We start from the raw sequence: 22,660 nt of genomic DNA on the forward strand, positions 1-22,660 counted from the left end.
GAGGTATTGATTTATAAAATAAATTATAAAAATACGGATATTTTTTTAACAATTGTTAAGATTTTTTAATATATATAGTATACTTATAGAAGGCAGAAAAAATGTTTTTTTATAGATAAGGGGGTAAAACAATGAAACTCTTAACTTTTAAGGGAGGGATACATCCTCCATATAGAAAAGAGTACTCTAACACAAAGGCACTTGAAAAAGCTCAAGCTCCAAAGATAGTTTACATTCCTCTTCAGCAACATATAGGGGCACCAGCTAAACCTATTGTTGAAGTTGGTGATGAAGTAAAGTTTGGGCAAAAAATAGGTGAACAACAAGGTTTTGTTTCATGTAACGTTCATTCTTCAGTATCAGGTAAAGTTATTGCTATTGAACAACATGAAGTACCAGGAGGTTCAGCTCAATGTGTAGTTATCGAAAATGACTTTAAGGAAGAATTACATGAGAGTGTTCAACCAAAAGGTCAGTTAGAGGATTTGAGCAAAGAAGATATAGTAGGTATCATAAAAGAGGCAGGAATAGTAGGTATGGGTGGAGCTACATTCCCTAACCATGTAAAAGTATCTCCTCCACCAGATAGCAAGGCAGAAGTAGTTATATTAAATGGTGCAGAATGTGAACCATACTTAACTGCAGACCACAGATTAATGGTTGAAAATCCAGAAGATGTTGTGTTTGGTTTAAGAGCATTAATGAAGGTATTAGATGTCAAAAAAGGATTTATAGGAATTGAAACGAATAAACCAGATGCTATAGAAGCAATTCAAAATGTAGCTAAAGACTATAGCGAAATCGAAGTTGTTGGCCTTCAAGTGAAATATCCACAAGGAGCAGAGAAACAACTTATTTATGCGTGTACAGGCAAAGAAGTTCCATCTGGTGGATTACCAATAGCAGCAGGTGCAGTTGTTGACAACGTTGCCACAGCAGCACAGATAGCTAAGTCTATTAAAACAGGTATGCCTTTGGTTGAAAGAATCACTACAATAACAGGTAGTTGCATCAAAGAGCCAAAGAACCTAATAACAAAAGTTGGAACATTAGTTTCAGAAATAATAGAACAATGTGGTGGATTTAAAGAAGATAAGAAGATTGGTAAGGTTATAATGGGTGGACCTATGATGGGAATAGCTCAATATACTACTGAAATAGCGACTAACAAAGGTTCTTCAGGAATTTTATGTTTGGATGAGGAAGAATCACGTACTCCAGATATTCAAAACTGTTTAAGATGTGGAAGATGTACAGATGTATGTCCATCATTCTTACAACCACTTTTCATAAGTGCATATTCTTTAAAAGATGACTATGACACAGCTGAATATCATAGAGCAATGGATTGTATAGAATGTGGGTCTTGCTCATTTATTTGTCCAGCAAGAAGACCATTACTTCAATCTATAAGATCAGCAAAGAGAGAAATAGGAGCAAAGAGAAGAAAGCAAGCTGCTCAGAAATAAAGAAAGTTAAGGGGGAAAAACGATGGAAAATAAGTTGATAGTATCATCTTCTCCTCATGTGAGAAGTAATGAAGATACTTCATATATAATGAAACAAGTTATTATAGCACTCCTTCCAGCAGCAGTAGCAGGAGTATACTTCTTTAGACTTAATGCTTTGAGTGCTATGTTTTTTTGTATACTTGGTACAGTAGGTACTGAATTTTTATATCAAAAATTTACGAAGCAAAAAAGTACTATAGGAGATTTTTCAGCTGTTGTAACAGGATTATTATTAGCATTTAACGTACCAGCATCACTTCCTTGGTGGATGTGTCTAGTAGGAGGAATATTTGCAATATTAGTAGTTAAAATGGTATTTGGTGGAATTGGATGTAACTTTGTCAATCCAGCACTTGCTGCAAGAGCATTTTTATTAGCATCATTCCCAGTAGCAATGACTGCTTGGACTCAACCAGGTGTTAACTGGATAGGTAAAAATTTAGATGCAGTTACTACAGCAACTCCATTAAGCTTTTTGAAAAATGGAGCAGCAGGACTGGCAGACCTTTCTAGCAATGGAATTAGTCTTGCTGACATGATGATAGGGAATATTGGTGGATGTATAGGTGAGACATCAGCAATATTATTATTATTAGGTGGAGTATACCTAATGTATAAAGGCATAATAAATTATGTTATACCAGTATTTTACATAGCAACTGTATTTATATTAACATTCCTTTTAGGTGGATTTAATATAACTTTCGCAATATATCAACTGTTTGCTGGAGGACTTATGTTAGGTGGATTCTTCATGCTTACGGATTATACAACTTCGCCTATGACTAAAAAAGGTCAAATAATATACGCTGTATTAGCTGGTCTTATAACAACTGTTATAAGAATGTATGGTGGATATCCAGAAGGTGTATCTTACTCAATACTATTAGTGAACTGTCTTGCTCCACTTATAGATAAGTTTGTTAGAAATAGAGTATTTGGGGAGGTGGCTAAATAATGAACAGTATGGTGAGATTAGGTGGTACTTTACTTGCTATAAGTGCAATAGCTGCATTAGCTCTTGGAGCTACTAATCAGGTTACAGCTCCAGTAATAGAACAAAGAAATATACAAGCAAATAATGAACTTAGAAAAGCAGTCCTTCCAGAAGCAAAAGAATTTAAAGAAATGAAGGAAGATACTTACAAAGGCCTTGGAGATGGTCTTATAGCTGAAGTGTATGAAGGTTTAGATGGTTCTGAAGTGGTTGGATATACTTTAAAAGCTAAACCAAGTGGATATGGTGGAGAAATTGAAGTTATGGTAGGTATATCATCTGAAGGTCAAGTTACAGGTGTTGACATTGGTAATATGTCAGAAACAGCAGGTCTTGGAGCAAAAGCTAAGGATGATGCATTTAAGGGTCAATACAAAGGAAAAACTGCTGAGCCTCTTGAAGTAGCAAAAGGAAGTACAACAGCAGATAATCAAATATTAGCAATATCAGGTGCAACTATTACATCTACAGCAGTTACTACAGGAGTAAATGCTGCTATAGATGTTTTCAATAGTGCTCTTAATAAATAAGGAGGGTTAATTATGAATTTAGCTAAAGTATTTAAAAATGGGCTAATAGATGAGAACCCAACATTTGTTCAAGTTATAGGTATGTGTCCAACACTAGCCGTTACAACTTCAGCAATAAATGGAATTGGTATGGGTCTTTCAACAGCAGCAGTTTTAATATGTGCAAATTTAGTTATATCTTTAATAAGAAAAATTACACCAGATAAGATAAGAATACCTATATTTATAGTAGTTATAGCTACATTTGTTACAATAGTAGGTATGCTTTTAAAAGCATATGTTCCTGCTCTTGATAAGGCTCTTGGTATATATATACCATTAATAGTTGTTAACTGTTTAATATTAGCTCGTGCAGAAAGTTTTGCTTTCAAAACAGGAGCTATGCCTTCAATAGTTGATGGTGTAGGTCAAGGTCTTGGATTTACTGTTGCACTTACAATAATAGGTGCAGTAAGAGAATTACTTGGAAATGGTAGTTTATTTGGAATGACATTATTTGGAGCATCTTTCCAACCAGTATTAATATTTATATTACCACCAGGTGCATTCTTAACATTAGGATTCTTATTTGCAGGATTTAATAAATTAAGAAGTAAAAAAGCATAGTGGAGGTGTAATAAATGAATTTAATACTTTTATTTTTAAGTATCGTTCTTGTTAATAACGTTATAACATCTCAATTCTTGGGTATATGTCCTTTCTTGGGAGTTTCTAAGAAGGTTGATACAGCAGTAGGGATGGGAGTTGCAGTTACATTCGTTTTAACTCTAGCTTCAATTATAACTTATTTTATACAGATTTTATTAGTAAAAACTGGAACTGGATTCTTACAAACAATAGCTTTTATATTGGTTATAGCTTCTATAGTTCAGTTCGTTGAAATGGTAATTCAAAAGATGAGTCCATCTTTATATCAAGCATTAGGAGTTTATTTACCTCTTATAACTACAAACTGTGCAGTTCTTGGTATAGCTCTAGTTAATGTTCAAAAAAGTTATAATTTAGTAGAAACAATAATAAACGGATTTGGAGCCGGAGCTGGATTTACTTTAGCAATAGTAATATTCGCAGGTATAAGAGAAAGACTAGAATTAGCTGATATACCAGAAGCATTTAAAGGTTTCCCTATAACGCTTATATCAGCAGGTTTAATGTCAATAGCTTTCTTAGGATTTACAGGACTTATAAAGCTATAAAAAAGAGGGGTGAAAATGGTGATACTTACAGCTGTATTAGTTTTAGGAATTATGGGCTTAATCTTCGGGATAGTACTAGATTTTGCATCTAAAAAGTTTGCTGTAGAAGTAGACGAGAGAGTGGAAGCTATACTAGGAGTACTTCCAGGAGCCAACTGTGGAGGTTGTGGATTTCCAGGTTGTGGAGGTCTTGCAAATGCGATAGTTGAAGGCAATGCACCAGTTAATGGTTGCCCTGTAGGTGGAGCAGATGTTGGTGCAAAAGTTGGAGAAATAATGGGAATAAGTGCTGAAGCAGGTGAGAAACAAGTAGCAAAAGTTATTTGTAAAGGAACTTGTTCAAGTGCAAAAGATAAATATGAGTATGAAGGAATATCAGATTGTAGAGCAGCAAATGTTTTAAACTCAGGTGCTAAGATGTGTAAATTTGGATGTTTAGGTCTTGGAACATGTAAAGATGCTTGTAAATTTGATGCTATTTCTATAGTTGATGGAATAGCAGTAATAGATGAAGAAAAGTGTGTAAATTGTGGAAAATGTAAAGAAGTTTGTCCTAAGGGTATAATAATCACAAAACCAGAAAGTCAAGAAGTAGTTGTAGAGTGTAATAGCAAAGAGTTTGGTAAAGCTGTTAAAGAAAAATGTACTGCTGGATGTATTGGCTGTGGAATGTGTGTAAAAGCTTGTAAATTTGATGCAATAATATTTGAAGACAAAATAGCTAAGATAGACCCTAATAAGTGTGTAGGTTGTATGCAATGTGTAGCAAAATGCCCTACAAAAGTAATATCAGGTGACATAACTAAGAAAAAGAAAGTTACTATTGACCAAGAACTTTGTGTTGGATGTACAGTGTGCAAAAAACAATGTAAGTTTGATGCAATAGAGGGAGAATTAAAAGAAAAACATAAGGTAGATGCAGATAAATGTGTAGGATGCCATTTATGTATGGAAAAATGTCCAAAGAAAGCTATTAAAATTTTGTAATATGGACAAAATAAGGATATGGAATAATTTCCATATCTCTAATGAGTACATAAAACAGAGGTATGGAATAATTTCCATACCTCTATTTTATGTATATTTATTCTAATGGTAATAAATATAACAATAGTGTAACAAAAAAGGTTCGACATTTCTGTTGAATTTTTTACAATATAGTGATAGACTAAATAGGTACAAATTACGTACAAATGAGGTGAATAAATGAATATAATCTTGGCATCAGCCTCTCCAAGAAGGAAAGAAATTCTAGAGAATACGAATGTAAGATTTGATATAATTAAAAATGAAATTGATGAGATTATATTGGAAGGTGAAACACCAAAACATTTAGTTATGAGATTAGCTTTTGAAAAAAGTATGTCTGTAGCATCTGAACATAATGAAGATGTTGTTATTGGAGCTGATACAGTTGTTGTTTTAGACAATGCTATTTTAGGAAAACCAAAAGATGAGTCTTGTGCAAGAGATATGTTAAAAAGACTATCTGGAAGAGAGCATCAAGTCATAACAGGTATTAGCTTAATAAACTTGTGCGAAGATAAAAAGGTAATTGACTATGTAATCAGCAATGTGAAATTTAAAACGTTATCAGAGCAGGATATTGAGGATTATCTGAAAACTAATGAGTCATTTGACAAAGCAGGAGCCTATGGTATACAGGGTTATGGAGCTTTGTTAGTTGAAGAAATTAGAGGAGATTATTTTAATATAGTTGGTCTTCCAATTTCAAGGTTAGGCGACCTATTAAAAAAATATTTTAGTATAAATCTTTTTTATGGAGTGTGATTTATCTGAAAAAGTCATTTAATTCAACCATTAAGGTAAAAGAAATGGCACCAGAGGAAAGACCCAGAGAAAAGATGCTTGCCAAAGGCGTAAAAAGCTTATCAAATGCTGAGTTGTTGGCTATACTTTTAAGAACTGGCAACAAGAATAAAAATGCTATTGAATTAGCCAACTATATAATAAATAGAGATATTCAGGGTATTAGACATTTAGAAGATATGACAATAGAGGAGCTGTGTAATATAGATGGAATTGGGTTATCAAAATCAACCCAAATTAAAGCAGCTTTAGAACTAGGCTCTAGAGTAGCTAGTTTTAAACCTATAAAGTATAAAATAAGGAATCCTTGGGATATACAGAGGTATTATATGGATAGCCTAAGGTATTTAAAAAAAGAGGTTTTTAAAGCGGTTCTTTTAAACACAAAAAATGAGATAATATCTGATGTAGATGTATCTATAGGGACTTTAAGCTCGTCATTAGTCCATCCAAGAGAGGTTTTTAAAGAAGCTATAAGAAGAAGTGCAAGTAAGATAATAGTGATGCATAATCACCCTTCAGGAAGTGTAGAACCATCAAGAGAAGATAAAAATATCACATCAAGACTTATTAAATGTGGAGAAATAATTGGAATAGAAATAATAGACCATATAATTATTGGAGATGGATTATACTTTAGCTTTAAAGAAAATATGATAATTTGACTTTATATGTGATAAAATAATAGGAGAATGTTTTAAACATGATTCTTAATAGTAGGAAGGAGTAAAATCATGGCTAAGGAAAAAAAGAAAGAAAAAAAAGGTTTTTTTAGTTTTAATAAGATGACAAAGGATATGGGAATAGATTTAGGGACTGCAAATACATTAGTTTACATAAAAGGACAAGGTATTGTTGTTAGAGAACCATCAGTTGTCGCAATAAGAGATGATAGTAAAGAGGTATTAGCAGTAGGTGAAGAAGCCAAAAAAATGATAGGTAGAACACCAGGAAATATAGTAGCTATAAGACCTATGAAAGATGGAGTAATAGCTGATTTTGACATAACTCAATCAATGATTAGCTATTTTATACAAAAAGCGGCTGATAAAAAAGGTGTTGTAAGTCCAAGAATAGCTATATGTGTTCCTTTTGGAGTTACAGAAGTAGAAAAGAGAGCTATAGAAGAGGCTGCAAGACAAGCAGGAGCTAAAGATGCATTCCTTATAGAAGAGCCAATGGCAGCGGCTATAGGGGCTGGATTAAAAGTTGAAGAACCAGAAGGTAATATGGTAGTTGATATTGGTGGAGGTACTTCAGAAATAGCTGTAATATCTTTAGGAGGAATCGTTACTGCTAAATCTATAAGAATAGGTGGAGACGAATTTGACGAGTCTATAGTGGCTTATGTAAAAAAAGAATATAATCTTATGATAGGTGAAAGAACTGCTGAAAATGTAAAAATTAACATAGGTTCTACATTTAAAGATGATGAAGAAATAAATATGCAAATAAGAGGTAGAGATTTAATCTCAGGATTACCTAAAACAATAGAAATATGCTCTACAGAAGTTAGAGAAGCATTAAAAGAACCTGTAAGTTCAATAGTAGATGCAATAAAATCTACACTAGAAAGAACTCCACCAGAATTAGCCTCAGATATAATGGAAAACGGAATAATGCTAACAGGAGGAGGCGCTTTGCTTAGAGGTCTTGATAAGCTTATTACACAGGAAACTGGTATGTCTGTACAAATAGCAGAAACACCTCTTGATTGTGTTGCACTTGGAACAGGTAAATCTGTTGAAGACCAAGAAATCTTTGAAAAAGTATTAATGATGAATACTAAGAATTAGAAGTTGGTGATGGCCTTGAGATTTGACAAGAACAAAAATGAGAAAAAAAGGATTAATGTTAAAGTGATAGCAACGGGCGTAGTTGCTATCACTTTAATTGGAATTGTGGGTATATCAATTGGTAAATTTTCTAGTGGTAGTCCAGTAAATTTAGGAGTAGCTTCAGATGCTATTACAAGTGTAGGTAAGGGAATAAATGATGGATTTTCTTTTATCAAAAATGGTTTTAAAGATGTAGCAAATTTTAAAGATAATTCTAAAAAGGTAAAAAAATTAGAAGAAGAAAATGAAAAACTTAAAAAAAATATGATAGCTTTAAATGCCAAACTAGATAAAACAGAATCGCTAGAAGAGTTAAAAAAGACACTGAACTTTGTACAAGAAGAGTATAAGGCGACAAGTATTTCAGCAAGTGTTGTTGGTAAAAATGATGGAAACTGGTATGAGAGTTTTGTCATAGGTGCAGGAAAAAATTCAGGTGTAAAAAAAGAAAGTATAGTTATGAATGGTAGTGGATTAGTTGGCATAGTTTATGAGGTTTCCAACAATTATAGTAAGGCAATTTCACTATTGGATTCTAAGGCATCTGTAAGCTTTAAACTAGCAAAGGATGCCAATGCTAAAGGTACAATTACTCAAAATACTACTTTAGATAATAAAGATAGTTATAATAGTAAAGGATATTTGCAAGGATATATGTTTGACTCATCATATAATGTAATTCAAGGAGATATAATAACAACATCAGGTCTTGGATTCTTCCCAGATGGTATACCAATTGGCGAAGTTGAAAAAGTGGTTGATGATAAAGATAAGTCATTAAAATATGTAGTTGTAAAACCTTATGTTGATTTTAAGAATATAAATGACGTTGTAGTCATAGAACCAAGAAATATAGGATAAAGGGGATAAAAACAATGAAAAAAGTTTTACTTTGTCTGTTGGGGATTGTGCTTATGACTATAGAAAATAGTATAACAAATTATATAGATATTTTTGGCATAAGCTTTAATTTAGTTCTTATATATGTAACCATAATCTCTCTTTATTTAGATGAATTAGAAGGTGGGATTATAGCAGCAATAATAGGGCTTATTAAAGACATAACCGTTGGTGGAATTTTTGGTGTAAATGCATTAATTTTGTTTATTATTGCATATGCAATTGGATACATGAGAGATCAGCTATATAAAGGTAGTTATATTATTACTTTCGTTTTAATTTTTATAGGCAGTTTAATTGATTCAATTGTCAATATAGGTACATCTAGTATAATTTATCAAAGCTACAACATATCAACACTTTTTGTAAAAGGTCTACTAGTAGCACCAATAGTGAATAGTTTAATTGGTTTAGTAATATATCGCTTATCTAAAAGAGCAGTTTTAAAACTTAAAGAAGATTAGTTGGTGATTTCATGGAAGAAAATAAACAAGTTGATAGACTAAAAATAATTAAGATAGTCATGGGCGTGATATTTTTAGCTATTTTAGTAAAAATAATCTATATGACTACATTTAAATATGAATATTACAATGAGTTAGCTGAGAATAAAACATATAAAAAGTTGGCAATAGAAGCTCCAAGAGGAGAAATAAAAGATAGATATGGAAGACTGTTGGCAGGAAATAAAAACTTATTTACTGTTCAAGTTTCAGGTAACGATATTAATAAGAAAGATGCAAATAAGCATTCAAGAGCAAATGAAATATCATTAAAACTTATAAATTTGCTGGAGAGAAATGGTGAAGAATATGTAGATGAGTTTCCTATATATGTAGAAAATGGAAAGTACTATTATACATATGACAGAGATATTAGGGAATATAAATCAGAAAATGGTATTCCAAATGATTATAATGCTAAGGAAAGTTTTTATTACTTGGTGGATAAACTTATATCAGCTGGAATATTATCTCAAGAAGATAAAAGATTGGATGCGACAAGATTACAGGCAAAACTAAATGAAAATGGATATTATCCACCTATTTTAGTTAGTAAATGGATGTTCACAGCAGAAAGAGATAAGAGAGATTGGTTGGCTAGTTATAAGATAAAAGAAACTAAACTGAGTGCCAAAGAAGCGTTTGAAAAAGTAAGAAATAGTGATGCATTAGAAATTGATAAAAGTTTGAGTGATGAAGATGCAAGAAAAATAATGGTCGTAAGGGATTTGATAAAATCAAAAGGATATTCTCAATATAATCCAGTAACTATTGCTAAGGATGTAGGAGAAACTACGATTGCTCAAATTGAAGAAAGTGCTATGGACCTTGTTGGTGTTTCAATAGCAGTAGAACCAGTAAGATATTATCCTAATGGGTCATTAGCTTCTCATATGTTAGGATATGTAGGAAAAATGCCATCCACTCAAATAGAATCATACCTTCAAAAAGGTTATGAAACTGGAGACATGGTAGGTCTTGCAGGAGTAGAAAAGAGTAATGAAAGTAGATTAAGAGGAACTGATGGTTATAAAATGGTTAAAGTTGATGCATTGGGTAGAATCAGTAAAGAAATTGAATCTAAAAAACCTAAATCAGGAGATACTGTGTATCTTACACTAGATAAAGATTTACAAGAAGTTTCAGACAATGCATTAAAACAGATAATCGAAGTTGCTTCTAAAGGAGGTACTTTTAAAAGTAAATTTGGGGACAAACCAATTAGTGCATATGCAGGAAAAGCACAGTCAGCAGCTCTTATAGCTATTGATGTTAAAAATGGAGAAGTATTAGCTTCATCAAGTTATCCTAATTATGACCCAAATAAATTTGCAAAAGGTATTTCTACAGAGGATTATAAAGCACTTCAACCAAAAAATCCAAATGACTTACTAGCAGGAAGTCCACTTTTAAACTTGGTTACACAAGGGGAATTTCAGCCAGGTTCTTCATTTAAGATGGTAACTTCAATGGCAGCGTTAGAAAATGGTCTGGATCCAAACTTTACTATAAATGACCCTGGGGTTATAATGTTAGGTAAAAAATCTTTTGGTGACTATGTATGGAACCATGGTAGAGGAAACCATGGTATGACAAACTTATATAAAGCAATACAAGAGTCTTGTAATATATATATGGCAACAATTGGTACAGGTAAAACATGGCCAGATGGAAAAAGCATTGGTATAGATATGAATGCAAATAAAATACTTGAGTATGCAAAATTATTTGGGCTTGACCAAAATACAGGGCTTCAAGATGAAGTAGAAGAAAGAGCAGGTAAAGTTCCTAGCACAGAAGATAAATTGAAATCAACACAAGCTCTTCTAAAGTCAAATTTAGAAAGAGAAATGGCAAATGATTTTGTTGATATAACTAGAGAAAAAAATCCTAAAGAATATGAGAAAAGAATCAATGAGATTGTAAGCTGGGCAGCAGAAAAGAAAACTCCTGGTAGAGTTGAAACAATGAATAGGCTAAAAAAATTGGATGTTAAAGAAGATAGAATTGAAGAAGTAGCAGATTTAGCAGTATTTAGTTATTTTAACTTTGCAAAATGGAGTACTGCAGATACATTTAACTTAGCTATAGGTCAAGGTGAAAATGCTTATACACCAGCTCAAATATCAAGATATGTAGCTGCTATAGCAAATGGAGGTAATTTAGTAGAATTATCTGTAGTTGATAGAGCTGTTTCAAGTGATTATTCATCAGTTAAAATTAATGACCAGAAGAAAGTCGAAAAAATACCTTTTAAAAATCCAGATAACTTAAAAGAATTAACAAAAGGTATGAAATTGGTTGCAAGACAAGGTACAGCGAAGAGTGCTTTTGCTGATTTTCCAATAGATGTAGCAGCAAAAACTGGTACAGCTGAGAAAAGTGGGAAAATACCTACAGATAACGAGTATGAATATTTAAAAAGTCATATGTCATCTTATAATGTCAACCTAAATGATGCGATTAAACTAGCTGATAAGATGAAAGCAGAAAAAGAAAAAGAGCTTTCATTAGCTAAGGAAAAGGAAATAAAAAAGAAATTAGAAAATAAAGATTTGAAAGACGAAGAAAGAAAGAAATTAGAGGAAGAATTAGAAGATGGAGTAAAAGTTAGATTAGAGGACACTGATAAGGTGAATTCTTCATATCTAAGAAAAGCTATAAAAGAATTAAATCCAAAAATAACAGATGACCAAATAGATAGATTTAAACAAGATTATGGTTCTTTTACGTGGACTGTTGCTTTTGCTCCAGCAGATGACCCAGAAATAGCTGTTGTATGTGTAATTCCTCAAGGTGATTCAAGTGTATTCTCACTTTTACCAACTAGAGAAGTTATTGGAACTTATATGGGATTAGAGCCAACTAATAGTAAAAATGACAACAAGACGAATGATGTTAACAATTCTTCTGACGAAAATATAAATTTCGAGTCACAAATTAATAGATAGCTCAATCTATGTATAAACTTTAGCTTTATATAGAAAAAATAAAAGGGTTTAAAGCGTATTTGAAGAATATAAATGATATATCACTCTGGAGGTTGTTATGTCTTTAAGAGAAATTTGTAGTCAAGAACTAGTAGAGTTCAAGGGTAATAAAAGAGGGATAATAGTAAATATAAAAAGAGAAGCTCCATTTGAGGAAATACAGGAAAAAATAATAAACAAATTGGAAGCATATGTTGGCTTTTTTAATGGGGCTAAAATTAGTAAAATTAATAGTGATTGTTTAACTGACATGGAGATTCTAGAACTTAAAGAAGGAATTACTTCTAGATTTGATGTGGAATTTGTTGAAGATCAAAAAATTGAAGAAAATAGTAATTTTCCAACAAAATATGTCAATACCCTAAGATCTGGTGAAAATATTGAATTTGAAGGTGATGTAGTTATATTGAATGATATGAAACCTGGTTCAAAAGTCCTTTCAAAATCAAATACAGTTGTTATGGGAGATATAAATGCTGGTGCTAAGGTTGTAGCAGGAGGTAATGTTTTTGTAATGGGTAAAATAGAAGGTTTTGTACATGCAGGTGCAGAAGGCAATGAATTTGCATATGTTGTTGCTGGAAATCTTAATCCTAAAATATTACAAATAGCAGATAATATTGCAGAAGCTCCAGATGATGAAGAAAATTATGAAAGTGAATCAGAAATTAGCCCAGAAATAGCCTTTGTAAGTAATGGAAGAATTGTAATCGAAAGCTATTTGTCAAAGTTAGACAAATAGAAAGAAAAATAGGGGGTAGTATTATGAGCGAAGTTATAGTTATAACATCTGGTAAAGGTGGGGTTGGAAAAACTACTACCGCAGCAAACTTAGGAACTGCGCTAAGCCTAGAAAATAAAAAAACAGTAGTTGTGGATGCAGATATTGGACTTAGAAACTTAGATGTAGTAATGGGTCTTGAAAATCGAATAGTTTATGACATAGTAGATGTAGTTGAAGGAACTTGTAGGCTTAAGCAAGCTCTAATAAAAGACAAAAGATTTGATAATCTATATTTATTACCAGCAGCACAAACTAGAGATAAAAATGCTGTCTCAGTTGAGCAGATGATTGACCTGTGTGAGAAACTAAAAGAATCTTTCGAGTATATAATAATAGACTGTCCAGCAGGTATTGAGCAAGGCTTTAAAAATGCAGTAGCTGGAGCAGATAGAGCTATTGTAGTTACTAATCCAGAAATATCAGCAGTAAGAGATGCTGATAGAATAATAGGTCTATTAGAAGCAAATGAAATAAAAGAGATAAGATTAGTTATAAATAGAATTAGAAATGATATGGTTAAGCGTGGAGACATGATGGATAAACAAGATATAATAGAAATATTAGCAATAGATTTGTTAGGTCTTGTTCCTGATGATGAAAGCATAATTATATCAACAAATAAAGGAGAGCCAGCTATACTTGATTCTAAGTCACTTGCTGGTCAAGCATACAAAAATATCGCAAAAAGGATACTAAATGAAGAAGTTCCTCTACTTGATCTTGAAGTTGAAGATGGATTCTTTGGTAGACTTAAAAAAATGTTTAGCATGGCTAAGTAGCAAAGGAGGATACATCTGTGTTAGATTTATTTAGAGTTTTTTCTAACGAGGCTAAAACTAGTAAATCTGTTGCTAAAGAGAGGTTAAAGCTAGTTTTAGTTCATGATAGAGTAGATTGTTCACCACAACTTTTAGAGATGATAAAAACAGACATTTTGAAAGTAATAGCTAATTATGCAGAAATAGAAGATGATGGTCTTGAAATAAAAATGTCTAAATGCAGAGGTGAGCATGATGACAAACCTGTATCTGCATTAGTTGCTAATATACCACTAAAGAATATAAAAGATAGATGTATGTAATTAGTGCTTAAAAGGGGGATATCCTTATTGGTATATGCCCCTTTTATTTAATTATATGTTTAAAGATAGAAAGACGGTGATTCTTTGAAAAAAATCAATATTAATTATAAGTCGACAATTAAGTTGATAAAACAGTTAGACTGGAAACTTATAGTTACAGTATTAGCTATCTTTATTTTTGGGCTTGTTATACTTAGTAGTGCAACACATGCTAATTCAACAGGTTCATATAATCAATTGATTAAACAAGGATTAGCTTTTGTACTTGGGATAGGAATGATTATAGTCATATTATTTTTTGACTATAACCTTCTAGGCAGGTATTATAAAGCGCTTTATATAATAAGTCTTATTTTGTTAGCCATAGTTTTATTACCTGGAATTGGGACAGTAAAAGGTGGAGCTAGGTCGTGGATTAACTTAGGACCACTTGACTTGCAGACATCTGAAATAGTCAAATTAACATTTGTACTAAGTTATGCAAAGATACTTGAATCCAAAAAGGATAAATTAAATACGTTAAAGGAAGTTATGCCTGTTGTAGTTTATTCTCTTCCATTTATCGGATTATTGATTGCACAACCAGACTTGGGAACAGGAATTGTATTTTGTTGTATGATATTTGCAATGCTGTTCACAGCAGGTCTTAGCTCAAAGTTGATAAAAAGAGGAATAATCATACTATTAGTGTCAATGCCACTGATGTATTTAATGATGGCAGACCATCAAAAGGTAAGAATAGAAGCTTTTCTAAATCCAGAAGATGTAACTCTAAAAGGAAACTATCAAGTTATGCAATCTCTGATTGCAATTGGTTCTGGAGGCGTAACTGGTAAAGGACTTTACAATGGAAGTCAAAATCAAGAAGATTTTTTACCTGTACAAGATAGTGATTTTATATTTGCTGTTGTAGGTGAAGAACTTGGTGTAATAGGAATGGCAGTGTTGATAATCTTATTTATGATATTCCTATTAAGGCTTTTAGCAATTGCAAGAGATGCAAAAGATTTTTATGGAACCCTCATAGTGGTTGGTGTTATGGGAATGTTTGGTTACCAGATAATCCAAAATATAGGTATGACGGTTGCGTTAATACCAGTAACTGGAGTAACATTACCTTTTGTAAGTTATGGAGGAAGTTCGTTATTGACATCTTTAGCAAACTTAGGATTAGTACTAAATGTGTGTATGAGAAGAAAGAAAATAAATTTCTAAATTTAAATACATCTAAACATAAATTGAGGAGATTAGATATATGAATATAGCATTAGTAGCACATGACCAAATGAAAAACACTATGGTCGGATTTTGTATAGGTTATGAATCAATTTTAAAAAAGTATGGACTATATGCAACTGGAACTACAGGAAAAAGAATAATGGATGAAACTGAATTAAATATAAATAGATTAGCATCTGGTCCTTTAGGTGGAGACCAACAAATAGGTTCTTTAATAGTAACACAAGAAATAGATTTAGTTATTTTTTTAAGAGACCCATTGACATCTCAGGCTCATGAAACAGATATACAAGCGTTAATAAGACTTTGTGATGTTTATCATGTTCCAATAGCTACAAATCTAGCTTCAGCAGAAATATTTATAAAAGCTCTTGATAGAGGAGAACTATCATGGAGAGAAGTTAGAAAAAGCAAAAGTCAACGTATTTAAAAAATATTAATATTACAGTCTAAAGAAACAGATATATAAGTGTTTAATGCCCTAGTCTTTCTGTTGGAATAAACCTAGTACCTGTAGAAATCTTATGAAAGATTTAAATGATGAAGAGCTAAATTTGAGATTAAATAATTAGGAAATAGATTATAGATAGAGTAGTAGAATTTAACTATTACTCTATTTTAATAATATGAAATAGAATCAAGTCTATTATTATATATATTTAAACTTATAGGTAATACTATTTCAATCAAGTAAATGTTGTTATGACAACATTAATAAAACAAAAATTTATTTTTAAAATTTGATAAATAGCTGTATATTAGTATTTATAGATTAAATATTAATATACAGCTATTTATTATTTTTGAGTCTATTTTAGAATATAAACCTTGCATTATAGAGTACTATGTAATATTATAGTAAATATAAGTACTATACATTATAGAGTAGTAGGTGAAAAGGCGGTGGTACATAATGCAGTTAAATAAAGAAGTGTTAAAAGGTTATATCGATATATTAATTGTTTCTATATTAGAAAAGAAAGATTGTTATGGATATGAAATTGCAAAGCAAGTAAGAGAAAGAAGTGAGTTTGAATTAAAAGAAGGAACAATGTATCTTGCACTTAAAAGAATGGAATCTAAAAATTTAATTAAATCTTATTATAGCAATGAACAAAGTTCAGGTGGAAGAAGAAAATATTATAATTTAACTAATGAAGGTAAAGATTTTTTAGAAATAAAGAAACAAGAATGGAGATTTATTAAAAAGGTTATGAATCAATTTTTGGGAGAGGTGGATTAATTTATGAAACTAATAGATGAATATTTAGATAAACTATATAAAAAATGTGACAATAAAAGTACTATAGAATTAAAACAGGAAATGAGATGCCATCTTATAGAATCTGCAAATGAATTTAAATTAGAAGGATTAGATGAAGAAGAAGCATGTAAAAAAGCAATTGAAAGATTTGATGATGGTGATGAAATGCAGTATGAATTATGTAATATAATAAAAGAACTATCTTTATCATTGGATAGGCATAAATCAATTGTAATGGGGTTTAAAAAAGTATTAGGTTACATAAGTATAATTGCATTTTTAATTTCTGGATTTATGTGGTATTACAATAATAGTTTACAACATAATATGTATAATTTAGGAAAAGAACTTGATGGAGAAATAAAGCAATTGGCAGAAAGACATGATATGACAAAGATTGGTGAATATAAGTTAGAACTTGAAAAAATACTTGATAAAGATAAGTATAGTAAAGTCAAAGCTCTTAGACTATATGTAATAGATATGAAAGATGGAAACACTAATTTAAGTTCTTCAGGATTGAATGCTAATATGGTATATGAGAGGGAAGCAGATTATAATAACATAAGTAATTTTATACAGCATTTAGGATATAATGGAAAAGATTTTTTAGACAAGAATGGGAATATAGTAAATCCAGATATTTTCTTAGAATATTTCTTTTATTTTGAATCGGAGATGTTAATTCCAGTAGCATTTGCATTTGGATTATTATGTATAATAGCGTATTTTATATTAAGATTTAAAATTTCTTTAATAAAAAATAATAATTAAATAATTCACCAAATAATCTTAATTTGTAGAGTAAATAAGATGTTTCAAAATAAAATTTGAATCATCTTATTTTTTATTGTTTGTTATACTCTTTTCTTTTATATTTCTCCATAGTGGATTGTATCTATACATAATCACATTAAAAACAACACAACATATGTTAACTGGAACGCAGCAGAGGGAGCCAATACTGCTTATACATTGGTTACTAAAAAAGGTGCTTGTTCTGGAATGTGTAGGAGCTTGAAAGCTTTATGTGATGCTATGGGAATTGAATGTTATTATGTACATAGTACAACAAATGACCATCAGTGGAATCTTATTCGTTTTGAGGATGGACGTTTGTATCATGTAGATATTGATGCCAACAAATCAGCAGGAGCAGACATCATATACAAGAGTCTTACTCACCCATTACCATTTGACAAGAAAGCATATCCAGCTGTTGGCGAAGTAGTAAAGACACAGAATCCAACGCCAACTGTTAAGAAACCTACGCCAGCTAAGCCTTCTGCGCCAGTTGGACCTGGGAATCACACTATGATAGCAGATCAACAAGGGGCAATACTTGATGAAGTTTATGGAAATAATCTACGTCCAAAAATTGAAATGTATGAGGGAGTTCCGTGTAGTTTAATCAACTCATCAATAAATACAATTAAGTTTACAAGCAAAAATTCAAATTTAGACCCATCAAAGCATACAGTTACTGTAATAGGGTTTATGAATACACCATATGGTATGGTTGCATTAGCTCCAGATGGTGTACCTGATGAGTATCCTTTTGAATATGATAAGCCATTTTCTTTAGATTTTACTGGTAAGAACCTTTCTGCAGCAGAATTATCAAAAAAGTGTAAAGAAAATAATGTAATTATTAAAGTGGAAATTGGTGAAACGGCATCTAATTCTGGAAGAGGGATGGTAGCATACGCTAGATATGTGAATTAATACAAATATACTAGTGTACAAATAGAACATATTATAAATAATGCACCCTCGCACAAAGGGTGCATTTATCATTATATCAGTCATTTTAGAAAATAAAAAAGGAGTTGAACTTAAAATTAGATTAGAAAAATTAATTTTGAGACAACTCCTTTTTAATTTATTTTTAAATATAAAATCATTTATTTTAAATAATATTATGTGTGATTAATGGCTATTTAACTAATTTTGCAAATTCTGCACCAAATGCCATACACTCTTTTAATGTCTCTTCACTAGGGAAGAATTTTTTCTTAAGAGATTCTACAGGCATTTTGAATGACATAGATTTAAGTAAAGTCTCAGCCATAGTTATACCTTCACCACTCCAACCAAATGAACCAAATACTCCTGCTATCTTGCCTTGGTTAGCCATTGGGTCTATAACAGAGAATAAATCCCACATAGGTTTAACCATAGTTTTGTTTATAGTTGGAGAGCCTAGTAATATTACTTTTGACACTACTAATGTATCGTGCATTTCTGTTAATGTCATATCTTCTAAATCATATAATTCAGCCTTTGCACCTTCTTTATCAAGTCCTTCTTTTATCTTTTTAGCCATCTCTAAAGTATTACTATAAGCTGATAAGTAGAATATAGAAACTTGATTTTGATTAGTTGTATTAACAGCTTCTGTAGACCACTCAACATATCTTTTAACAGCAGCCATTGGGTCTTTAGTAAGCATTGGACCATGAGAAGTCAATATAGTATCAAATTCTATGTTTAGTCCTACCACCTTATCTACAGCACTTAAAACATGTTTAGCAAATGGCTTAACTATACAATCATAGTAGTGTTTAGCTGATTTTAGATAATCTTCACTATTCACTACCTCTGCATCAACACTTGCAAAGTGACAACCAAATGCATCACAAGTTAAAAGAGTCTTGTCCTCCTCAATGTAAGTAAACATTGTATCAACCCAATGTAAGAATGGAGCAGTTATAAATCTAAGATTTCTTTTACCGATATTTAAAATTTCACCATCTTTTATTACATGACAGTTAAAAGGTCTATTTATTTGACCATCTAAGTATAGTTTGGCAGCTTTAGTACAATAAACTTCTATATTAGGATTTATATCTAATAAGTATTTTAAACTACCTGCATGGTCTGGTTCTGTGTGATGAATTACAACATAGTCAATTTTAGCTATATCAGTAACCTCTGATAAATTACTTAAAAACTCATCTTTAAAATTTGCCTTTACAGTGTCAAATAAAACCGTTTTTTCGTCCTTGATTAAATAAGAGTTGTAAGTTGTCCCAAACTCAGTTTCCATTATTATGTCGAATACTTTTAAACCTTCATCTACTACGCCAGTAAAGTAGATATCTTTTTTTACTTCAAAAACTTTACTCATTTTTAACCCTCCTAAAATTTATCATTATATAAGTAACATACCCCATTTTGAGGTGAATGAAACAAAAGATGTCATGATAAGTCATGTAAAACAATAGTTTTATGTTTATAATATATCATACTTTGTAAAAAAATTGTATTTCAATAAAAATTTAATAGAAAATATTCTTAAATATTTTTAGCTATTCTATTTTGTGAATAATATGTATTTTAAATTCAATATTTTAGTTATATTTTTGATAGAAAATATTTTATCGTGTATAATATTACTTATAAATAAGAATAAAAATAAAGAGCTTGTTTGGAGGAATTTTAATAAATGAATAAAGTAGACTTGAAAAAAATCTTAAAAAAAGTAGAAAAGCCTGCTAGATATCTTGGAAATGAAATAAATTCAATTCATAAAGATACTAGTAATAGTGAATTGATAAGATATGCACATTGCTTTCCAGATTTATATGAAGTTGGTATGAGTCACTTAGGGAGTCATATATTATATGATGTAATAAATAAGGATGAAGATGTATTTTGTGAGAGAGTGTATTCTCCTGCAGTTGATATGGAAAATATAATGAGAGAAAAAAGTATACCATTATTTGCATTAGAGTCAAGAGAGCCTATAACAAACTTTGATTTTGTCACTTTTACACTTCAATATGAACTTTCATACACTAATATCTTAAATATATTAGATTTAGCCAATATACCAATATTAAAAGAAGAAAGAACTTTGGAAGACCCATTTATAATGGTTGGTGGTCCTTGTGCTTATAATTCCGAACCATTAGCAGATTTTGTAGATGTAGTAATATTAGGTGAAGGTGAAGAGGTTAATTTAGAAGTAGTAAATGAGTATAAAGAATGGAAGAAAAATAAAACGACTAGAGAAGATTTTTTATATAAAATATCTAGCATAGAAGGAGTATACATACCAAGTTTTTATGATGTCAAGTACAATGAAGATGGTACAGTTCAAAGTGTAACTCCTAATAGAGAAGGGATTACTAAAAATCCTACTAAAAGGATAATAAAAGATGTTGAGACTGTAGATTATCCAGAAAAACTAATAGTACCTTATATAGATACTGTTCATGATAGAATAGTACTAGAATTATTTAGAGGATGTACTAGAGGATGTAGATTCTGTCAAGCAGGTATGATATACAGACCAATAAGAGAAAAGAGTGTTAAAAGACTTAAAGAAATATTAGATAAATTAGTTAAGAATACTGGATATGATGAAATATCATTATCATCACTTAGTACGAGTGATTATAGTAAGTTATCAGAGTTGACTGATTATTTGGTAGATGAATATGCATCTAATAATATTGGGATTTCGCTTCCATCCCTTAGATTAGATAATTTTTCAATGGAAATTGCTGATAAAATACAACAAGTAAGAAAATCTGGACTTACTTTTGCTCCAGAAGCAGGAACTCAAAGACTTAGAGATGTTATAAATAAAGGTGTTACAGAAGAAGATTTGGAAAATGCAACAGAAAGAGCTTTTGAGATGGGGTGGAATAGTGTTAAGTTGTATTTTATGATTGGTTTACCAACTGAGACTTATGAAGATTTAGATGGTATAGCTAAATTAGCTTATAAAGTTATTGATATTTATAGAAAAGTAAATGGAGGAAAGCTAAAGAGAAGTTTTAGTGTTACAGTGAGTACTTCTACATTTGTACCAAAGCCATTTACACCTTTCCAATGGCATGGTCAAGATACTACAGAAGAAGTTATTAATAAGCAGAGACATTTAGTAAATAAATTAAGAAATAACAATATAAAATACAATTATCATGATTCAAAGACTAGTTTGATGGAAGCAGTAGTAGCTAGAGGCGATAGAAGAATAGGAAAAGTTATATATGATGCATTTAGACTAGGTGCTAAATTTGATGGATGGGCAGAACATTTTAATTTAGATATATGGAAAGAAGCTATGGAAAAGAATAATCTTTCTATAGATTTTTATGCACATAGAAATAGAAACTATGAAGAGGTATTTCCTTGGGACCATATAGATGTAGGTATTAGTAAAAAATTCTTAATTAGAGAAGACGAAAATGCTAAAAAAGAAAAAATCACTTCTGATTGTAGACATAACTGCAATGGTTGTGGAATAAATATACATGATATAGGAAGGGGGCTTTGCTAATATGAGTAAGATAATAAGAGTAAAATTTAAAAAGGAAGGCGACATGATATATATATCACATCTTGACCTTCAGAGATTGTTACAAAGAGCGTTTAGAAGAGCTGAAATAAACTTATCACATTCTCAAGGATTTAATCCTCACCCTAAAATGAGTTATGGCAATGCTTTGGCTTTAGGGACAGAAAGTCAAGGTGAGTATGTAGATATTGAAATAGAAGAAGATGATTTATCAGTAGAGGAATTTTTAAATAAAGTATCAATTCAACTTCCAGATGGGATAGATTTTATCAAAGCAAAAGAAATTGATAGACAAACACCTTCTCTTTCTTCTGTGATAGACTATGGAGAATATTTGTTTAATATAGATTTGAAAAGACCTATGACGAAAGAGTTTGTAAAAAGAAAAGTAATTGACTTTATGAATAATAAAGAAATAATCATAACAAAAAAGAATAAAAAAGGTAAGATGGTTGAAGTAGATATAAGACCTATGATAAGAACCTTTGATGTTTTAAATTTAGAAGATGAACATATTACTCTTACTGCTACTATAGCTACAGGCTCAAAAACTAATTTAAATACTAATATACTTATACCAAAGATATTAGAGATGTTTGAACTTGATATTGACCCATTAGATGTTGATATATTGAGAAGAGATTTATATGTATTAGAAGATGGGGAATTAGTGACTCCTATGTAAG

At 31.0% G+C, this 22,660-nt stretch carries 22 protein-coding genes and 1 pseudogene; 22 read left to right on the forward strand and 1 reads right to left on the reverse strand.

What is annotated here, in order from left to right:
• Positions 1-131: 131 nt before the first annotated feature.
• The 20 genes and pseudogenes from rsxC to CDIF1296T_RS06200 all read left to right on the forward strand — a co-directional run.
• Positions 132-1,469: an electron transport complex subunit RsxC gene (rsxC, locus tag CDIF1296T_RS06105; RefSeq protein WP_003428488.1), complete on the forward strand. Its 1,338-nt coding sequence runs from the start codon at positions 132-134 to the stop codon at positions 1,467-1,469.
• A gap of 22 nt (positions 1,470-1,491) precedes the next feature.
• Positions 1,492-2,469 (forward strand): RnfABCDGE type electron transport complex subunit D, encoded by a 978-nt coding sequence (locus CDIF1296T_RS06110; protein ID WP_003428487.1) that lies wholly within the window; start codon positions 1,492-1,494, stop codon positions 2,467-2,469.
• The gene (locus tag CDIF1296T_RS06115; protein WP_003438048.1) at positions 2,469-3,038 is read left to right on the forward strand and encodes an RnfABCDGE type electron transport complex subunit G; all 570 of its coding nucleotides are present in this window, start codon (positions 2,469-2,471) and stop codon (positions 3,036-3,038) included. Before CDIF1296T_RS06110 ends, CDIF1296T_RS06115 begins: the two co-directional genes overlap by 1 nt.
• Positions 3,039-3,050: 12 nt before the next feature.
• Positions 3,051-3,644, forward strand: a complete 594-nt coding sequence (locus CDIF1296T_RS06120; protein ID WP_003419045.1) for an RnfABCDGE type electron transport complex subunit E — start codon at positions 3,051-3,053, stop codon at positions 3,642-3,644.
• 14 nt (positions 3,645-3,658) lie between these two features.
• Entirely contained in the window at positions 3,659-4,234 is a 576-nt protein-coding gene (gene rsxA, locus CDIF1296T_RS06125) for an electron transport complex subunit RsxA (protein ID WP_003419046.1), read from the forward strand.
• A 15-nt stretch (positions 4,235-4,249) separates the two neighbouring features.
• Entirely contained in the window at positions 4,250-5,221 is a 972-nt protein-coding gene (locus CDIF1296T_RS06130; RefSeq protein WP_003428486.1) for an RnfABCDGE type electron transport complex subunit B, read from the forward strand.
• A 219-nt stretch (positions 5,222-5,440) separates the two neighbouring features.
• Positions 5,441-6,025: a Maf family protein gene (locus tag CDIF1296T_RS06135; RefSeq protein WP_003428485.1), complete on the forward strand. Its 585-nt coding sequence runs from the start codon at positions 5,441-5,443 to the stop codon at positions 6,023-6,025.
• Between the two features lie 44 nt (positions 6,026-6,069).
• On the forward strand, positions 6,070-6,729 hold the full coding sequence (radC, locus tag CDIF1296T_RS06140; RefSeq protein WP_009888913.1) for a RadC family protein: 660 nt from the start codon (positions 6,070-6,072) through the stop codon (positions 6,727-6,729).
• A gap of 69 nt (positions 6,730-6,798) precedes the next feature.
• On the forward strand, positions 6,799-7,860 hold the full coding sequence (locus CDIF1296T_RS06145; protein WP_003428483.1) for a rod shape-determining protein: 1,062 nt from the start codon (positions 6,799-6,801) through the stop codon (positions 7,858-7,860).
• A gap of 9 nt (positions 7,861-7,869) precedes the next feature.
• Complete coding sequence (gene mreC, locus CDIF1296T_RS06150; RefSeq protein ID WP_003438051.1) at positions 7,870-8,763, forward strand: rod shape-determining protein MreC; 894 nt, start codon at positions 7,870-7,872, stop codon at positions 8,761-8,763.
• Between the two features lie 14 nt (positions 8,764-8,777).
• Positions 8,778-9,266 carry a rod shape-determining protein MreD gene (gene mreD, locus CDIF1296T_RS06155; RefSeq protein WP_003438053.1) on the forward strand — a complete coding sequence of 163 codons (489 nt, stop codon included), beginning with the start codon at positions 8,778-8,780 and terminating at the stop codon, positions 9,264-9,266.
• Between the two features lie 11 nt (positions 9,267-9,277).
• Entirely contained in the window at positions 9,278-12,256 is a 2,979-nt protein-coding gene (locus CDIF1296T_RS06160; RefSeq protein WP_016729515.1) for a penicillin-binding transpeptidase domain-containing protein, read from the forward strand.
• Positions 12,257-12,353: 97 nt separating this feature from the next.
• Entirely contained in the window at positions 12,354-13,037 is a 684-nt protein-coding gene (locus CDIF1296T_RS06165; protein ID WP_003428479.1) for a septum site-determining protein MinC, read from the forward strand.
• A gap of 23 nt (positions 13,038-13,060) precedes the next feature.
• Entirely contained in the window at positions 13,061-13,858 is a 798-nt protein-coding gene (gene minD / locus CDIF1296T_RS06170; RefSeq protein WP_003419057.1) for a septum site-determining protein MinD, read from the forward strand.
• A 17-nt stretch (positions 13,859-13,875) separates the two neighbouring features.
• A complete protein-coding gene (minE, locus tag CDIF1296T_RS06175; protein ID WP_003419058.1) occupies positions 13,876-14,160 on the forward strand; it encodes a cell division topological specificity factor MinE in 285 nt (94 codons plus the stop codon).
• Between the two features lie 84 nt (positions 14,161-14,244).
• Complete coding sequence (gene rodA, locus CDIF1296T_RS06180) at positions 14,245-15,375, forward strand: rod shape-determining protein RodA (RefSeq protein ID WP_009888916.1); 1,131 nt, start codon at positions 14,245-14,247, stop codon at positions 15,373-15,375.
• Positions 15,376-15,415: 40 nt separating this feature from the next.
• Positions 15,416-15,829 (forward strand): methylglyoxal synthase, encoded by a 414-nt coding sequence (locus CDIF1296T_RS06185; protein ID WP_003438060.1) that lies wholly within the window; start codon positions 15,416-15,418, stop codon positions 15,827-15,829.
• A 483-nt stretch (positions 15,830-16,312) separates the two neighbouring features.
• On the forward strand, positions 16,313-16,642 hold the full coding sequence (locus CDIF1296T_RS06190; RefSeq protein WP_003419063.1) for a PadR family transcriptional regulator: 330 nt from the start codon (positions 16,313-16,315) through the stop codon (positions 16,640-16,642).
• 3 nt (positions 16,643-16,645) lie between these two features.
• The gene (locus CDIF1296T_RS06195; RefSeq protein ID WP_003438062.1) at positions 16,646-17,437 is read left to right on the forward strand and encodes a permease prefix domain 1-containing protein; all 792 of its coding nucleotides are present in this window, start codon (positions 16,646-16,648) and stop codon (positions 17,435-17,437) included.
• A gap of 117 nt (positions 17,438-17,554) precedes the next feature.
• A pseudogene (locus CDIF1296T_RS06200) lies at positions 17,555-18,388 on the forward strand (transglutaminase domain-containing protein); the annotation flags it as partial.
• A 211-nt stretch (positions 18,389-18,599) separates the two neighbouring features.
• Here CDIF1296T_RS06200 and CDIF1296T_RS06205 read toward each other — a convergent pair.
• On the reverse strand, positions 18,600-19,793 hold the full coding sequence (locus tag CDIF1296T_RS06205; protein WP_003428474.1) for an FprA family A-type flavoprotein: 1,194 nt from the start codon (positions 19,791-19,793) through the stop codon (positions 18,600-18,602).
• 318 nt (positions 19,794-20,111) lie between these two features.
• Between CDIF1296T_RS06205 and CDIF1296T_RS06210 the strand changes: the two genes are divergently transcribed.
• Positions 20,112-21,956, forward strand: a complete 1,845-nt coding sequence (locus tag CDIF1296T_RS06210; RefSeq protein ID WP_003419074.1) for a TIGR03960 family B12-binding radical SAM protein — start codon at positions 20,112-20,114, stop codon at positions 21,954-21,956.
• A 1-nt stretch (position 21,957) separates the two neighbouring features.
• Positions 21,958-22,659, forward strand: a complete 702-nt coding sequence (locus CDIF1296T_RS06215) for a TIGR03936 family radical SAM-associated protein (protein ID WP_003438070.1) — start codon at positions 21,958-21,960, stop codon at positions 22,657-22,659.
• Position 22,660 lies beyond the last annotated feature (1 nt).

Origin of the sequence: Clostridioides difficile ATCC 9689 = DSM 1296 (genome assembly GCF_001077535.1) — a bacterium.
In the GTDB taxonomy this organism is placed as follows: Bacteria; Bacillota; Clostridia; order Peptostreptococcales; family Peptostreptococcaceae; genus Clostridioides; species Clostridioides difficile.

Coding starts and splice junctions, on each gene's coding strand:
- rsxC (WP_003428488.1), top strand. CDS start 132: ATGAAACTCTTAACTTTTAAGGGAGGGATACATCCTCCATATAGAAAA.
- CDIF1296T_RS06110 (WP_003428487.1), top strand. CDS start 1,492: ATGGAAAATAAGTTGATAGTATCATCTTCTCCTCATGTGAGAAGTAAT.
- CDIF1296T_RS06115 (WP_003438048.1), top strand. CDS start 2,469: ATGAACAGTATGGTGAGATTAGGTGGTACTTTACTTGCTATAAGTGCA.
- CDIF1296T_RS06120 (WP_003419045.1), top strand. CDS start 3,051: ATGAATTTAGCTAAAGTATTTAAAAATGGGCTAATAGATGAGAACCCA.
- rsxA (WP_003419046.1), top strand. CDS start 3,659: ATGAATTTAATACTTTTATTTTTAAGTATCGTTCTTGTTAATAACGTT.
- CDIF1296T_RS06130 (WP_003428486.1), top strand. CDS start 4,250: ATGGTGATACTTACAGCTGTATTAGTTTTAGGAATTATGGGCTTAATC.
- CDIF1296T_RS06135 (WP_003428485.1), top strand. CDS start 5,441: ATGAATATAATCTTGGCATCAGCCTCTCCAAGAAGGAAAGAAATTCTA.
- radC (WP_009888913.1), top strand. CDS start 6,070: ATGGCACCAGAGGAAAGACCCAGAGAAAAGATGCTTGCCAAAGGCGTA.
- CDIF1296T_RS06145 (WP_003428483.1), top strand. CDS start 6,799: ATGGCTAAGGAAAAAAAGAAAGAAAAAAAAGGTTTTTTTAGTTTTAAT.
- mreC (WP_003438051.1), top strand. CDS start 7,870: ATGGCCTTGAGATTTGACAAGAACAAAAATGAGAAAAAAAGGATTAAT.
- mreD (WP_003438053.1), top strand. CDS start 8,778: ATGAAAAAAGTTTTACTTTGTCTGTTGGGGATTGTGCTTATGACTATA.
- CDIF1296T_RS06160 (WP_016729515.1), top strand. CDS start 9,278: ATGGAAGAAAATAAACAAGTTGATAGACTAAAAATAATTAAGATAGTC.
- CDIF1296T_RS06165 (WP_003428479.1), top strand. CDS start 12,354: ATGTCTTTAAGAGAAATTTGTAGTCAAGAACTAGTAGAGTTCAAGGGT.
- minD (WP_003419057.1), top strand. CDS start 13,061: ATGAGCGAAGTTATAGTTATAACATCTGGTAAAGGTGGGGTTGGAAAA.
- CDIF1296T_RS06185 (WP_003438060.1), top strand. CDS start 15,416: ATGAATATAGCATTAGTAGCACATGACCAAATGAAAAACACTATGGTC.
- CDIF1296T_RS06190 (WP_003419063.1), top strand. CDS start 16,313: ATGCAGTTAAATAAAGAAGTGTTAAAAGGTTATATCGATATATTAATT.
- CDIF1296T_RS06195 (WP_003438062.1), top strand. CDS start 16,646: ATGAAACTAATAGATGAATATTTAGATAAACTATATAAAAAATGTGAC.
- CDIF1296T_RS06205 (WP_003428474.1), bottom strand. CDS start 19,793: ATGAGTAAAGTTTTTGAAGTAAAAAAAGATATCTACTTTACTGGCGTA.
- CDIF1296T_RS06210 (WP_003419074.1), top strand. CDS start 20,112: ATGAATAAAGTAGACTTGAAAAAAATCTTAAAAAAAGTAGAAAAGCCT.
- CDIF1296T_RS06215 (WP_003438070.1), top strand. CDS start 21,958: ATGAGTAAGATAATAAGAGTAAAATTTAAAAAGGAAGGCGACATGATA.